General features: G+C 73.5%; 13 protein-coding genes. 12 read left to right on the top strand and 1 reads right to left on the bottom strand.

Annotated elements, in window-relative coordinates:
- The first annotated feature begins 145 nt into the window (after nt 1-145).
- The 9 genes from ABD401_RS21550 to ABD401_RS21590 all read left to right on the top strand — a co-directional run bounded on the left by ABD401_RS21550 (nt 146) and on the right by ABD401_RS21590 (nt 11,025).
- Nucleotides 146-2,140: a TIGR03960 family B12-binding radical SAM protein gene (locus ABD401_RS21550; protein ID WP_344608625.1), complete on the top strand. Its 1,995-nt coding sequence runs from the start codon at nt 146-148 to the stop codon at nt 2,138-2,140.
- Nucleotides 2,141-2,896: a TIGR03936 family radical SAM-associated protein gene (locus ABD401_RS21555; RefSeq protein WP_344608627.1), complete on the top strand. Its 756-nt coding sequence runs from the start codon at nt 2,141-2,143 to the stop codon at nt 2,894-2,896.
- Between the two features lie 135 nt (nt 2,897-3,031).
- Entirely contained in the window at nt 3,032-5,878 is a 2,847-nt protein-coding gene (locus tag ABD401_RS21560; protein ID WP_344608629.1) for an Rne/Rng family ribonuclease, read from the top strand.
- 162 nt (nt 5,879-6,040) lie between these two features.
- Nucleotides 6,041-6,355, top strand: a complete 315-nt coding sequence (rplU, locus tag ABD401_RS21565) for a 50S ribosomal protein L21 (RefSeq protein ID WP_344608631.1) — start codon at nt 6,041-6,043, stop codon at nt 6,353-6,355.
- Nucleotides 6,356-6,366: 11 nt separating this feature from the next.
- A complete protein-coding gene (rpmA, locus tag ABD401_RS21570) occupies nt 6,367-6,621 on the top strand; it encodes a 50S ribosomal protein L27 (RefSeq protein ID WP_344608633.1) in 255 nt (84 codons plus the stop codon).
- Between the two features lie 76 nt (nt 6,622-6,697).
- Nucleotides 6,698-8,095, top strand: coding sequence for a GTPase ObgE (obgE, locus tag ABD401_RS21575; RefSeq protein ID WP_344608647.1), 1,398 nt, complete (start codon nt 6,698-6,700; stop codon nt 8,093-8,095).
- Complete coding sequence (proB, locus tag ABD401_RS21580; RefSeq protein WP_344608635.1) at nt 8,092-9,234, top strand: glutamate 5-kinase; 1,143 nt, start codon at nt 8,092-8,094, stop codon at nt 9,232-9,234. The genes obgE and proB overlap by 4 nt, the downstream gene beginning before the upstream one ends.
- Nucleotides 9,235-9,257: 23 nt before the next feature.
- The gene (locus ABD401_RS21585; protein ID WP_425566222.1) at nt 9,258-9,650 is read left to right on the top strand and encodes a hypothetical protein; all 393 of its coding nucleotides are present in this window, start codon (nt 9,258-9,260) and stop codon (nt 9,648-9,650) included.
- Between the two features lie 115 nt (nt 9,651-9,765).
- Nucleotides 9,766-11,025, top strand: coding sequence for a glutamate-5-semialdehyde dehydrogenase (locus ABD401_RS21590; RefSeq protein ID WP_344608637.1), 1,260 nt, complete (start codon nt 9,766-9,768; stop codon nt 11,023-11,025).
- Nucleotides 11,026-11,163: 138 nt separating this feature from the next.
- Here ABD401_RS21590 and ABD401_RS21595 read toward each other — a convergent pair whose 3' ends face one another.
- The gene (locus ABD401_RS21595; RefSeq protein ID WP_344608639.1) at nt 11,164-12,141 is read right to left on the bottom strand and encodes an NAD-dependent epimerase/dehydratase family protein; all 978 of its coding nucleotides are present in this window, start codon (nt 12,139-12,141) and stop codon (nt 11,164-11,166) included.
- Between the two features lie 91 nt (nt 12,142-12,232).
- Here ABD401_RS21595 and ABD401_RS21600 point away from each other — a divergent pair, with 91 nt between their 5' ends.
- The 3 genes from ABD401_RS21600 to ABD401_RS21610 all read left to right on the top strand — a co-directional run bounded on the left by ABD401_RS21600 (nt 12,233) and on the right by ABD401_RS21610 (nt 14,248).
- The gene (locus ABD401_RS21600) at nt 12,233-12,385 is read left to right on the top strand and encodes a hypothetical protein (protein WP_344608641.1); all 153 of its coding nucleotides are present in this window, start codon (nt 12,233-12,235) and stop codon (nt 12,383-12,385) included.
- Between the two features lie 67 nt (nt 12,386-12,452).
- A complete protein-coding gene (gene nadD / locus ABD401_RS21605; protein WP_344608651.1) occupies nt 12,453-13,019 on the top strand; it encodes a nicotinate-nucleotide adenylyltransferase in 567 nt (188 codons plus the stop codon).
- Nucleotides 13,020-13,027: 8 nt separating this feature from the next.
- A complete protein-coding gene (locus ABD401_RS21610; RefSeq protein WP_344608643.1) occupies nt 13,028-14,248 on the top strand; it encodes an LCP family protein in 1,221 nt (406 codons plus the stop codon).
- Nucleotides 14,249-14,316: the final 68 nt, after the last annotated feature.

Raw genomic sequence — 14,316 nt, forward strand, 5'->3', positions numbered from 1 at the left:
CATGGCGAGCTCCTCTGGGTGTGCGGGCCGACCTCGTGGCCGGCTCTCACTCTGTCCACGAACGGTCGGCGGCGAAATCGACAAGGGGTGTCACCCCCCGGTTATGACGTGAGTCACACCGCCGGCGAGCCCCTACCCTGGACCCATGCCCGTCGAGTCGATCTTCCCCCGCCTGGAGGCCCTGCTGCCCCGGGTGCAGAAGCCGATCCAGTACATCGGCGGTGAGCTCAACTCCACGGTCAAGGACTGGGACGCCGCCGAGGTCCGCTGGTGCCTGATGTACCCGGACGCGTACGAGGTCGGCCTGCCCAACCAGGGCGTGCAGATCCTCTACGAGGTGCTCAACGAGAAGGACGGCGTTCTCGCCGAGCGCACCTACGCGGTGTGGCCGGACCTCGAGGCGCTGATGCGTGAGCACGGCGTCCCGCAGTTCACCGTCGACGCCCACCGCCCGGTCGGCGCGTTCGACCTGTTCGGCGTCAGCTTCTCGACCGAGCTCGGCTACACGAACCTGCTCAACGCCCTCGACCTCGCGGGGATCCCCATCTTCGCCCGCGACCGCGACGAGACCCACCCGGTGGTGATCGCCGGCGGGCACGCCGCGTTCAACCCGGAGCCGATCGCGGACTTCCTCGACGCCGCCGTCCTCGGCGACGGCGAGGAGGTCGTCGGCGCGATCACCGAGGTCGTCCGCGAGTGGAAGGGCGAGGGCTCGCCCGGCGGCCGCGACGAGCTGCTGCTGCGCCTCGCGGTGTCCGGCGGCGTCTACGTCCCGCGCTTCTACGACGTCACCTACGGCCCCGACGGGGCGATCGCGAGCGTCGAGCCCAACCACCCGGACGTGCCGCGCCGGGTCCGCAAGCACACGGTCTCCGACCTGGACTCCTGGCCGTACCCGCGCAAGCTGCTGGTGCCGCTGGCCGAGACCGTGCACGAGCGCTTCAGCGTCGAGATCTTCCGCGGCTGCACCCGCGGCTGCCGCTTCTGCCAGGCGGGCATGATCACGCGCCCGGTGCGCGAGCGCTCGATCACGACGATCGGCGCGATGGTCCAGGCCGGCCTGGAGAACACCGGCTTCGAGGAGGTCGGGCTGCTCTCGCTCTCCAGCGCCGATCACTCCGAGATCGGCGAGGTCGCGAAGGGCCTGGCCGACCGCTACGAGGCGGACAAGATCTCGCTGTCGCTGCCGAGTACCCGCGTCGACGCGTTCAATGTGACGCTCGCCGAGGAGCTCACGCGCAACGGCCGCCGCTCCGGGTTGACCTTCGCCCCCGAGGGCGGGTCCGAGCGCATGCGCAAGGTGATCAACAAAATGGTCACCGAGGAGGACCTGATCCGCACCGTCACCACCGCGTACGCGCACGGCTGGCGGCAGGTGAAGCTCTACTTCATGTGCGGGCTCCCGACGGAGACCGACGAGGACGTCCTGCAGATCGCCGAGCTCGCGAAGAAGGTCATCCAGGCCGGGCGTGACGCCTCGAACTCGCGGGACATCCGCTGCACGGTCTCGATCGGCGGGTTCGTGCCGAAGCCGCACACGCCGTTCCAGTGGGCGGCCCAGCTCGACCACGAGACCACCGACGCGCGGCTGAAGAAGCTCCGCGACACCGTCCGCGAGGACAAGCGGTACGGCCGGGCCATCGGCTTCCGGTACCACGACGGCAAGCCCGGCATCGTCGAAGGACTGCTCTCCCGCGGCGACCGGCGCGTCGGCGCGGTCATCGAGGCCGTGTGGCGCGACGGCGGCCGCTTCGACGGCTGGAGCGAGCACTTCTCGTTCGACCGCTGGATGCGCTGCGCGGACTCGGCGCTGGCCGGCACCGGCGTCGACGTCGCCTGGTACACGACCCGCGAGCGCGACTTCGACGAGATCCTGCCCTGGGACCACCTGGACTCCGGGCTGGACAAGGACTGGCTCTGGGACGACTGGCAGGAGGCCCTCGCCGCGGCGGAGGACCCGACCTCCGCCGCCGACGTGGAGGACTGCCGCTGGACGCCGTGCTTCGACTGCGGCGTCTGCAACACCCTCGGCACGGCCATCGAGGTCGGGCCGACGGGGCGGACGCTGCTCCCGCTGTCCGTCGTCGGGTCGGGCGTCGGGTCGGGCGTCGGGTCGGGCGCCGTGCAGGCAGGAACCTGAGTGGCCCGCAAGCCCGAGGGGCCGCCGCCCCCGCCCACCGTCCAGCGGCTGCGCATCCGTTACGCCAAACGGGGCCGTCTGCGCTTCACCAGCCACCGCGACTTCGCGCGCGCGTTCGAGCGGGCCCTGCGCCGGGCCCGGGTGCCGATGGCGTACTCGGCCGGCTTCACCCCGCACCCCAAGGTCTCGTACGCCAACGCCGCGCCGACCGGCGTCGCCAGTGACGCCGAGTACCTGGAGATCGGCCTCGCGGAGGTCCGCGACCCGGCGCAGCTGCAGGCCGAGCTGAACGCCGCCCTGCCCGACGGGCTGGACATCCTGCAGGTCGTCGAGGCCCCGCCCGGGGCCCTGGCCGACCTGCTCCAGGCCTCGCGGTGGGCCATCGAGCTGCCCGGCGTCACCGAGGTCGAGGCCGAGAAGGCGCTCGCCGCGTTCCTCGCGACCGAGGTCGTCGAGGTGACCCGCACCACCAAGAACGGACCCCGCACCTTCGACGCCCGGGCCGCCGTCGTCGCAGCCGCGGTCCGCGGGGCCGAGTGGCGCGACGGGACGAACGACGCCCCCTGTGCGATACTCGACGTGGTCGTACGGCACGTCACACCCGCTGTCCGACCCGATGACGTCCTCGCGGGACTCGCCCGAGTTGCCGACCTGCGGCCGCTGCAGTCACCCAGGGTGACGAGGCTGGCGCAGGGCCTGCTCGGTGCTGATTCCGCCGAGGTGCACGACCCGCTGGCCCCTGCAACACCCGGCTGATCGTCACGCCGTCGGAACCATCCAGGTTTTGTTCGACCCGCCCGTCCGGACGCTGCCGCCACACCGGCGCGACGGACCAACCCAGACTTAGGTCGCTGCGCGACGCACCTACGCCGACCAGCGCAGGCGCGCCCGGTGACCGGAAACAGAGACAACCGGATGCTCGAGAACGAGCCGACCGGCACCGTCGACACCGACGCCGCCGCTCAGGACAGCACCACCACCGAGACCTCGACCGCGCCCCGGCGCCGTCGGGCCGCCGCCCGCCCCGCCGGGCCCCCGGTCGCCGAGACCGCACCGGTCGCCGAGACCGCGCCGGTCGCCGAGGCTGCGGCGGAGCCGGCCGCGGAGGAGAAGCCCAAGGTCCGCCGGACCCGCAAGAAGGCCGTCCCGGCCGAGCCGGCGCCCGAGCCCACCGCCGAGCCGACCGCCGAGGCCGCCGCCGCGGAGCCGGTCGCCGAGGAGAAGCCCAAGGCCCGCCGGACCCGCAAGAAGGCCGTCCCCGCCGAACCCGCACCCGAGCCGGAGCCGGTCGTCGAGGAGCCGACGGCGGACGCTGCGGTCGAGGTTGAAGCTGAGGTTGAGGTCGAGGCTGAGGTTCCCGACGAGGATGCCGAGGCCGCCGCGGACGCCGACGCATCCGGCGCACCGGTCCCGCCGCCCGTCGTGCTGTTCCAGGCGCCCGATCCCGAGGTCGTGCCGCCCCCGCGCCGGCGGTCCCGCCGCAAGGCGAGCGACGCCGACGAGGCGCTCGACGCCGTGGTCGAGAACGTCGAGGACCTGATCGGCGAGGGTCTGTCGATCGACGCGGACTCCGTCGAGGAGGCGCTCGCCGAGGCGGGCTCCGACGACGATGACGACGACGACGAGGGCACCGGCCCGACCCGGCGCCGGCGTCGCCGGGGCGGTCGCGGCCGCCGCGGTCGCGGTGGCCGGGCGGGCGAGGCGTCCGACGCCAACGACGACGAGGCCGACGCGGACTCCTCCGACGACGAGCGCGCCGAGGACGACACCACCACCGGTGACGGCGAGGACAACGGCGACGAGACCGGCGAGGGCACCTCGCGCCGCCGTCGGCGCCGGCGTCGCCGCGGTGGGGACGGCGAGGGCGGGGGGTCCGACGACGCCGAGCCGACCGCCGCACGTACCCGCACCCGCGAGCGGTCGCGGGGGAGCAGCAGCGACGACGAGGTCACCTCGGTGCGCGGCTCCACGCGACTCGAGGCCAAGAAGCAGCGCCGCCGTGAGGGCCGCGAGGCCGGTCGTCGCCGCGTGCCGATCATCACCGAGGCCGAGTTCCTGGCCCGGCGCGAGTCGGTCGAGCGCGTCATGGTCGTCCGGCAGGGCAAGGAGCGCACGCAGATCGCGGTGCTGGAGGACGGCGTCCTCGTCGAGCACTACGTGAACAAGCGCGAGTCGTCCTCGCTGATGGGCGACGTCTTCCTGGGCCGGGTGCAGAACGTCCTGCCCTCGATGGAGGCGGCGTTCGTCGACATCGGCAAGGGCCGCAACGCCGTTCTGTACGCGGGCGAGGTCAACTTCGAGGGCCTGGAGGGCCAGCCGAAGCGGATCGAGCACGCGCTCAAGTCCGGCCAGTCGGTGCTCGTGCAGGTCACCAAGGACCCGGTCGGCCACAAGGGCGCCCGGCTGACCAGCCAGATCTCGCTGCCCGGCCGCTACCTGGTCTACGTGCCCGAGGGCTCGATGACCGGCATCAGCCGCAAGCTCCCCGACACCGAGCGGGCGCGGCTCAAGGCCATCCTGAAGAAGGTCGTCCCCGAGGACGCGGGCGTCATCATCCGCACCGCGGCCGAGGGCGCGTCCGAGGCCGAGCTCGCGGCGGACGTCGAGCGGCTGGCCAAGCAGTGGGAGGCCATTCAGAAGAAGGCGAAGTCGGCGTCGGCGCCCGCGCTGCTGCACGGCGAGCCGGACCTGACGATCCGCGTCGTCCGCGACATCTTCAACTCGGACTTCACCTCGCTCGTCGTCGCCGGCGACGCCGCCTGGACCGAGGTCTCGGAGTACGTCGACAGCGCCGCGCCCGACCTGCGCGACCGCGTCTCGCAGTGGACGGCCGAGCAGGACGTGTTCGCCGCGCACCGCATCGACGAGCAGATTCTGAAGGCCCTCGACCGCAAGGTGTGGCTGCCCTCGGGCGGTTCGCTGGTGATCGACCGGACCGAGGCCATGACGGTCGTCGACGTCAACACCGGCAAGTTCACCGGGCAGGGCGGCAACCTCGAGGAGACCGTCACCCGCAACAACCTGGAGGCGGCGGAGGAGATCGTCCGCCAGCTCCGGCTGCGGGACATCGGCGGGATCATCGTCGTCGACTTCATCGACATGGTCCTGGAGTCGAACCGCGAGCTCGTGCTGCGCCGCCTCGTCGAGTGCCTCGGCCGGGACCGCACCAAGCACCAGGTCGCCGAGGTCACCTCGCTCGGCCTGGTCCAGATGACGCGCAAGAAGATCGGGCAGGGCCTGCTCGAGGCGTTCTCCCACAGCTGTGAGCACTGCAACGGCCGCGGCATCGTCGTGCGGACCGAGCAGCCCGACCGGGCGGCGGCGGTCCCGAAGCCCGGCCCGCCGGCTCAGCGCGGTCCCGCCGACGCGGACGCCCCGGCGGCCTCGGGCCGCTCCCGGCGTCGCCGGGGCGGCCGGGGTCGCAGCGACGCCGACGCGGCCGCTCCGACCGAGTCGACCGACCTCCCCGACGAGGCCCTCGCCCTCGAGGCGGAGACCGAGGCGGACGCGGTCGTCGAGGACGCCCCCGCGCTGACCAGCACCGACGTCGACGAGGCGGCGGCCGCAGGAGCCGCCGACGCGGCCGCGCAGACGCCGGAGGAGACCGGTCCGTCCACCGTGACCGCCTCGCCGGACGACCCGGATGCCGCGGTCGAGGAGGAGCCCGAGGCGAAGCCGGCTCGGCGCCGTCGCCGGGCGTCCTCGCCGGTGAAGGCACCGGAACCGGTGACGGCATGAACCCCGGCCCGAACCCCGGCCCGGGCCTCGGTTTGAGGCGAGGTCTCCGGCTCAGGTAGCCTGACCCGTCGGCGCTGCGCGTCATGGTCTCGCGCGCGCCCACCGAGCAGTTCCACAGCAGTTGCAGTTGTCGTGTTTCGATCCACAGAGAGTGAGCCCGCGGTGTACGCGATCGTCCGCGCCGGCGGCCGTCAGGAGAAGGTCGCCACCGGCGACGTCGTCGAGCTCGACCGTGTCAGCGGCGAGCCCGGTTCCACGCTGGAGCTTCCGGCCGTGCTGCTGGTGGACGGTTCGTCCGTCACCAGCGACGCCGCTGCCCTGGCGAAGGTGAAGGTCACCGCCGAGGTGGTCGCCCACACCAAGGGCCCGAAGATCGAGATCCTGCACTACAAGAACAAGTCGGGGCACCGCGTCCGCCAGGGTCACCGCTCGAAGCTGACCCAGGTGAAGGTCACCGGCATCACCACCGGGAAGTAGGGGCACGCGTCATGGCACACAAGAAGGGCGCGTCGTCCACGCGCAACGGTCGCGACTCCAACGCGCAGCGCCTCGGCGTCAAGCGCTTCGGTGGCCAGGTCGTCAACGCCGGCGAGATCATCGTCCGGCAGCGCGGCACCCACTTCCACCCCGGTTTGAACGTCGGCCGTGGCGGTGACGACACTCTGTTCGCGCTCACCGCGGGCGCCGTGGAGTTCGGCACCCGTCGGGGTCGCAAGGTCGTCAACATCGTTCCGGCGGAGTAACCGCCACCGCAATCTTCGCTCCGAGGGTGGCCCGCGCGCTGCGGTCCACCCTCGTCGCGTGTCTGGAGAGAAGTTCGTGACCACCTTCGTCGACCGCGTGGTGCTGCACGTGGCTGCCGGCGACGGCGGGGACGGCTGCGCCTCCATCCACCGCGAGAAGTTCAAGCCGCTCGGCGGCCCCGACGGCGGCAACGGCGGGCGCGGCGGCGACGTCGTCCTGGTCGTCGACCCCGGCGTGACGACGCTGCTCGACTACCACCACTCGCCGCACCGCCGGGCCGCCTCCGGCAAGGCCGGCCAGGGGAGCAACCGCAGCGGCGCGGACGGCGCCGACATCGAGCTGCGCGTCCCCGACGGCACCTCGGTGACCACGGTCGACGGGCAGTTCGTCACCGACCTGCTCGGCCCCGGCACCCGCTTCGTGCTCGCCCAGGGCGGCCGTGGCGGGCTCGGGAACGCCGCCCTCGCCTCGACCCGCCGCAAGGCGCCCGGCTTCGCGCTGCTCGGCGAGCCGGGGGAGTCGCTCTCGGTCGTCCTGGAGCTCAAGTCGGTCGCGGACGTCGCGCTCGTCGGGTACCCGAGCGCCGGCAAGTCCTCGCTGATCGCGGCGATGTCCGCCGCGCGGCCGAAGATCGCCGACTACCCGTTCACCACCCTCGTGCCGAACCTCGGTGTCGTGCAGGCCGGCGACGTGCGGTTCACGATCGCGGACGTGCCCGGCCTGATCCCCGGGGCGTCGCAGGGCAAGGGCCTGGGGCTGGAGTTCCTGCGGCACGTCGAGCGCTGCTCCGTGCTCGTGCACGTGCTCGACTGCGCGACGCTGGAGCCCGGCCGCGACCCGATCTCCGACCTGGACGTCATCGAGTCCGAGCTGGCCTCCTACGGCGGTCTGGAGGACCGGCCGCGCATCGTGGCGCTGAACAAGGTCGACATCCCCGAAGGCCGTGACCTGGCCGAGCTCGTGCGCCCCGACCTGGAGGCCCGCGGCCTGCGGGTGCTGGAGGTGTCCGCGGTCAGCCACGACGGCCTGCGGGCGCTCGGGTTCGCGCTCGCGGAGCTCGTCACCGCCGCCCGGGCCGCCGCGCCCGCCCCCGAGCCGGAGCGGATCGTCCTGCGCCCCGCCGCGGTGGGGGAGAGCGGCTTCACCGTCACCAAGGAGCAGACCGACGAGGGCGTGGCCTACGTCGTCCGGGGCGAGAAGCCCCGGCGCTGGGTGCGCCAGACGGACTTCTCCAACCCCGAGGCCGTCGGCTACCTCGCCGACCGGCTCGCCCGCCTCGGGATCGAGGAGCAGCTGTTCAAGCTCGGCGCGCAGGAGGGCGACACGGTCATCATCGCCGGCCGCGTCACGCCCGCGGCGCCGGACGGACTCGGCGACGACGCCGTCGTCTTCGACTGGGAACCGACGATCGCCGCGGGGGCCGAGCTCCTCCACGGGCGTCGGGGGACGGACCTGCGCCTGGAGGGTCGGTGACCCCGGCCCGGGCGGGCCGTCGCGGGGACGTCCTCGCCGCCCGCCGCGTCGTCGTCAAGATCGGGTCGTCCTCGCTGACCACCGCGCGCGGGGGGATCGACAACGAGCGCGTCGACGCCCTCGTGGACGTGATCGCCGCGCGGCGCAAGGCCGGTGTCGACGTCGTGCTCGTCTCGTCCGGTGCGATCGCTGCCGGGCTCGCACCACTGTCGCTCAAGACCCGTCCGAAGGACCTCGCCACCCAGCAGGCGGCGGCCAGCGTCGGGCAGGGTCTGCTGGTCGCGCGGTACGCACAATCCTTTGCCCGCTACAACCTGACGGTCGGTCAGGTCCTGTTGACCGCCGAGGACATGATCCGGCGCGCGCACCACCGCAACGCCCAGCGGACCCTGTACCGGCTGCTGGAGATGCGGGCCGTCCCGATCGTCAACGAGAACGACACGGTGGCGACCCACGAGATCCGGTTCGGCGACAACGACCGGCTCGCGGCGCTGGTGGCGCACCTGGTCCACGCGGACCTGCTCGTGCTGCTCTCCGACGTCGACGGGCTCTACGACGGCGACCCCCGCAAGCCGGGCGCGACGCTGATCTCCGAGGTGCGGGGTCCGCAGGACCTCGACGGGGTCGTGCTCGGCCGGGCCGGGTCGGCCGGCGTCGGCACCGGGGGCATGACCACCAAGGTCGACGCGGCCCGTATCGCGACCACGGCCGGCATCCCGGTCGTCCTCGCCGCCGCGGCGTCCGCCGACGCGGCCCTCACCGGGGGACCGGTCGGCACCCACTTCACGAAGACCGGGCGCAGGGCGGCCACGCGCCTGCTCTGGCTCGCCCACGCGACCACCCCGCGCGGGTCGCTGACGCTGGACGCCGGAGCGGTGAAAGCCGTGGTCGGAGGCCGGAAATCGCTCCTGCCGGCGGGCGTGACGGGGGTCGCCGGGACGTTCGTCGCCGGAGATCCCGTGGACCTTCTGGACGAAAACGGTCACGCGGTGGCCCGCGGGCTGGTCAACTTTGATGCGGCAGAGATTCCGGGTCTGCTCGGGCGCTCGACCCGGGACCTCGCCGCAGAACTGGGACCGGCGTACGAACGCGAGATCGTCCATCGGGACGACCTGGTACTCCTCCGCCACTCTCCGTAACTGACCGGAATCGAAAGGCCACCGTGGACGATCCCTCAGGTGTTTTCCGCGGACGGTTGCGCGCCGTCGACGGCAACGGCGGTGACGGTGAGCGACTGTGGCACGTCACCGTCACGGTCGCCGGACCCGCGGTCTGCCCGGACGAGGTCCGCGCCGGGCTGGAGCGGCTCGGGCTCGACCACCCGTTCCTGATGTCGGGCCGCTACGCCGCCGACCGGGCCGAGGTCCGGTACTGGGAGGAGGCCCCGGACGTCCACGACGCCCTGGCCATGGCCCTGCGCCTGTGGGGGGAGCACCGCATCACCGCGGGCCTCCCGGCCTGGTCGATCGTCGGCCTCGAGGTCGTCGACCGCGAGACCTACCGCCGCCGCGGCGGCACGACGCCCCTGGTCAGCCCCGGCGTCCGCCCCTTCTGACCGCCCCCGGCCCCCCGGCCCCGTCAAAAAAGGGTGACACCCTTTTTTGACAGGGCGGCTGACCTGCGGAAATCGCGGTGCGAGGCGCGGACGGACGCGAACTAGACTCGCGGTCATGAGCGACGAGACCGCTGTCCTCGACACCGCCCGCCGGGCCCGCGTGGCCGCGACCGACCTGGCCGTGGCCTCCCGGGCCACCAAGGACGCCGCGCTGCACGCGATGGCCGACGCCCTGCTCGCCGCGGCGCCGCAGATCCTGGAGGCCAACGCCGCCGACTGCGCGCGCGCCGAGGCCGGGGGGACGCCGCCGGCGATCATCGACCGGCTGCGGCTGGACGACGGGCGCATCGCCGGCATGGCCCAGGGCCTGCGGGACGTCGCCGGGCTGCCCGACCCGGTCGGGGAGGTCGTCCGCGGCTCGACGCTGCCGAACGGCCTGGAGCTGCGGCAGGTCCGCGTCCCGTTCGGGGTCGTCGGGATCATCTACGAGGCCCGCCCGAACGTGACCGCCGACGGCGCCGGCCTGGCGCTGAAGTCCGGCAACGCGGTGCTGCTGCGCGGCTCGTCCTCGGCGAAGGCGTCCAACACCGCGATCGTGGCCGCGCTGCGCGACGGGATCGTGTCCGCCGCCCTGCCCGCCGACGCCGTCCAGCTCGTCCCCGGCGACACGCACGACGCCGTCAAGCACCTGATGCGCGCCCGCGGCCTGGTCGACGTCCTGATCCCGCGCGGCGGGGCGTCGCTGATCAAGTCGGTCGTCGAGGAGTCGACGGTGCCGGTGATCGAGACCGGCGTCGGCAACTGCCACGTCTATGTCGACGCGGACGCCGACCTCGACGTCGCCGAGAGGATTCTCGTCAACGCCAAGGCGCAACGCCCGAGCGTCTGCAACGCGGCCGAGACCGTCCTCGTGCACGCCGACGTCGCGGAGGCGTTCGTCCCGCGGGCCGTGGCGGCGCTGGGCCAGGTCGGCGTCACGGTCCACGGCGACGCCGAGTTCGCCCGCCTCGCCGGCGCCGAGGTGGTCCCCGCGACCGCCGAGGACTGGGACACCGAGTACCTCAGCCTCGACATCGCCGCCGCCGTCGTCCCGTCGCTCGAGGACGCGATCACCCACATCCGCGAGCACGGATCCGGCCACACCGAGGCGATCGTGACCCGCAGCCAGGGCGCTGCGCGCCGGTTCGTCGCGGCCGTCGACGCCGCCGCGGTCGTCGTCAACGCCTCGACCCGGTTCACCGACGGCGGGGAGTTCGGCTTCGGCGCCGAGATCGGCATCTCGACCCAGAAGCTCCACGCCCGCGGCCCCATGGGCCTCCCGGAGCTGACCAGCACCAAGTACGTCGTCACCGGCGACGGCCACATCCGCGGCTGACCCACCCCTGCGGGATGACGTCCCGCAGCGGTGGGGTGTCGGCCCTGGTGCGGGCTGACACGGGGGTCTGCGGGACGTCATCCCGCAGCGGTGGGGTGTCGGCCCTGGTGCGGGCTGACACGGGGGGTCTGCGGGACGTCATCCCGCGAGGAGGTGGGCCTCGATCTCGGCCGGGAGGCCGTGGACGGGGCGGTCGGGGCGCTGGGGCGGCCGGGGCTCGGCCTGGAGCCAGGCCCAGGTGTCGGCGACGGTGTCGCGGACCGGGCGGCAGGCCAGGCCGGTCGCGGCGGCGAGGGAGGTGTCGGACTCCAGGAAGCCGGCGAACTCGCCGGACTCCGGGACCCAGCAGGGCAGGTGGGTCCACGGCTGGGCACCGGCGGCCGCGAGGCGCTCCTCGTCGACCCAGACCAGCCGGGCGTCGGAGCCGGTCACCTCGACGCAGGCCTGCAGCAGGTCGGCCGTCGTCGCGTGCCCGGAGCGGCTGACGACGTCCACGGGGCCCGCGAGGTCTCCCGCGACGCCGTCCAGGAGCCAGCGGGCGAGGTCGCGGGCGTCGACGTACTGCAGGGGCCGCGCGGGCCGTCCCGGGGCCACCACGGGGCCGCCGCGGGCGATCCGGTCCAGCCACCAGGGCAGCCGGCCGATGTCCTCGTGCGGGCCCAGGATGAGCCCCGCGCGGGCGAGGACGGCGTCGGGGAAGACCTCGGTCAGGGCGAGTTCGGCGCCGCGCTTGACCGCGGCGTAGTCGCCGTCGGTGGCGGCCGGGTCGCCGGCGACGACCGGCGAGGACTCGTTTCCGTGCGCGCCCCACTCGTACACCGACAGCGACGAGACGTACCCGAGCCGGCCCGCGCGGCCCCGGAGCAGGCGCGCGGAGAGCCCGGCGACCGCCGGCGCCCCGGCCCAGGTGTCGACGACGGCGTCCCAGGTCCCGTCGCCCAGGGCGTCCGCGAGAGCGGCCTCGGACGTCCGGTCGGCGGTCCGGACGCGGACCCCGGCGGGCAGCGCGCCGGTCAGCCCCCGGTGCACCGCGGTGACCTCCCAGCCCCGCGCCAACGCGTCGTCCACGAGCGCGCGCCCGACGAACCGCGTCCCGCCGAGCACCAGGAGTCGCATGCCGCCCACTCTGCCAAGAAGGGGACGTGAAATGCTGCGTCCTGACGCCTGTCCGCAGTAGTGAGCCGCAAGATCCAGGAGAGCCGACGCCGTGATCGTGCAGACCGTGACCAACATCGTGGTTGCCGCCGAGGCCGAGCACGCCGAGCGCACCCAGCACGAGCCCTACCTGGTCGGGGTCTCCGTGTTCGTCGTGCTCACCCTGATGCTGCTCGGCACGCTGTCCTTCAACCGCCACAAGTGACGCCAGCCCGGCGGTGACCCCTGGTGCGGACGCTGCCGTGAGCGCGCCGGGACCTCGCCTCGGGGTGATGGGCGGCACCTTCGACCCGATCCACCACGGGCACCTCGTGGCCGCGGCGGCCGTCGCGGACTCCTTCGGCCTCGACGAGGTCGTCTTCGTGCCCACCGGGCAGCCGTGGCAGAAGGAGGGGCGCGAGGTCGCGCCCGCCGAGGACCGTTACCTGATGACCGTGATCGCGACCGCCTCGAACCCGCGGTTCTCGGTCAGCCGCGTCGACATCGACCGGCCCGGCCCGACGTACACGATCGACACCCTGCGCGACCTGCGCGACGCCTACGGCCCGGGCACCGAACTGTTCTTCATCACCGGCGCGGACGCGCTCTCGGAGATCCTCACCTGGCGCGATCCGGCGACGCTGTTCGAACTCGCCCACTTCGTCGGCTGCACCCGGCCGGGCCACGCGCTCGCGGACCCGGGCCTGCCCGGCGCGAAGGTGAGCCTGGTCGAGATCCCCGCGCTCGCGATCTCCTCGACGGACTGCCGCGCCCGCGTCGCCACCGACCGGTCCATCCAGTACCTCGTCCCCGACGGCGTCATGCAGTACATCGCCAAGCGCCGTCTCTACCGGTCGTGAGCCGCGGCATGAGCGACGACGGGCCGGAGACGCCCCCCGCGCCGGGGGAGCAGGCAGGCGAGAAGGCGTACAGCACCGAGCAGTTCGCGTTCGTCGAGGCCGACTCCGAGGCCGACGAGGAGGTCTCGAGCTGGCTGAACTTCATGCACTCGCGGGCCGGCCGGAAGGTCGACCGGCGGGAGCAGCGGCGGGAACGCCGGCTGCTGCTCGGGGTGACGCTGGGTCTGATCGCGTTGATCGCCGGGGTCGTGTTCTGGAAGCCGTGGAGCTCGTCGGGGGAGTCGGTCGACACCGGCCACCACGTGATGGGCCAGGACCGCGTCGCGGTGCTGTTCCAGGTCCAGGCCGCGAACTCGGAGGCCGCGACGTCGGCGATCCTGCTGCACGACCGGCGCGGGGGAGGCAAGGGCGCCCTCGTGACCGTGCCCGCCGACCTCGTCCTGCCCGTCGAGGGTGAGGGCCGCCTGACGCTGCGCAGCGCCCTCGCCGAGGCGGGCCCGACGCTGACGCGCGAGGCGCTCGCGGAGCTGCTCGGGGTTCCGCTCGTCGGCAGCTGGGTCCTCGACCAGACCGAGTTCACCCTGCTGGTCGACCGGCTCGGCGGCATCCGCGTCGGGGAACAGAATCTGACGGGGGCTCAGGCCCTCGCGCGCGTCCGGAACGCGGACACCGCGAAGGACGTCCTGACCGCGTTCACCGGCGCCTTCCCGGGCGGGTTCGGCGCCGGGCGTGACCTGCTGCTCGACTTCGGCATCCTCGCCGCGCCCGGTCTGCCCGTCGACCTGCTCGGGGCGGTCGTCACGGGCCTGTCCCGGGACGGCGCCGCGGGCAAGCTCGGGGTCGCCGTGCTGCCGCTCGACGACTCGGGCCACGGACTGGACGTGGCCGCGGCACTGCCGGTCGTCCGGGACCTGCTCGGCGGCGAGCCGGGCGAGGGGCGCGGGGACGCGACGCCGCGCATCCAGGTCCAGCTCGCGCCGAACGCCGGCATCCGCGAGTCGGACGTCCGCGCCGACGTCCTCAACGCCGGCTACGAGTACGTCGACGGCGGCAGCGCGCCTGCCGGGGCGGCGAGTGTCGTCCTCGTCCGGACCTCGCTGCCGGACGCGCGGGCGCTCGGGGAGACCATCGCGGCGACACTCGGCCTGCCGACCTCCGCGGTGAAGCTCTCCGACGACGTGCCCTTCACCGCCGACGTCCTCGTCGTGCTCGGCCGCGCGAAGGGCTGACCCGCGCCTAGGGCGTGTTGATCAAGTCGGTCTTGATCCAGATCAGGGTTGAGGCCAACAGGATCCCG

The organism is Sporichthya brevicatena (assembly GCF_039525035.1).
GTDB lineage: Bacteria > Actinomycetota > Actinomycetes > Sporichthyales > Sporichthyaceae > Sporichthya > Sporichthya brevicatena.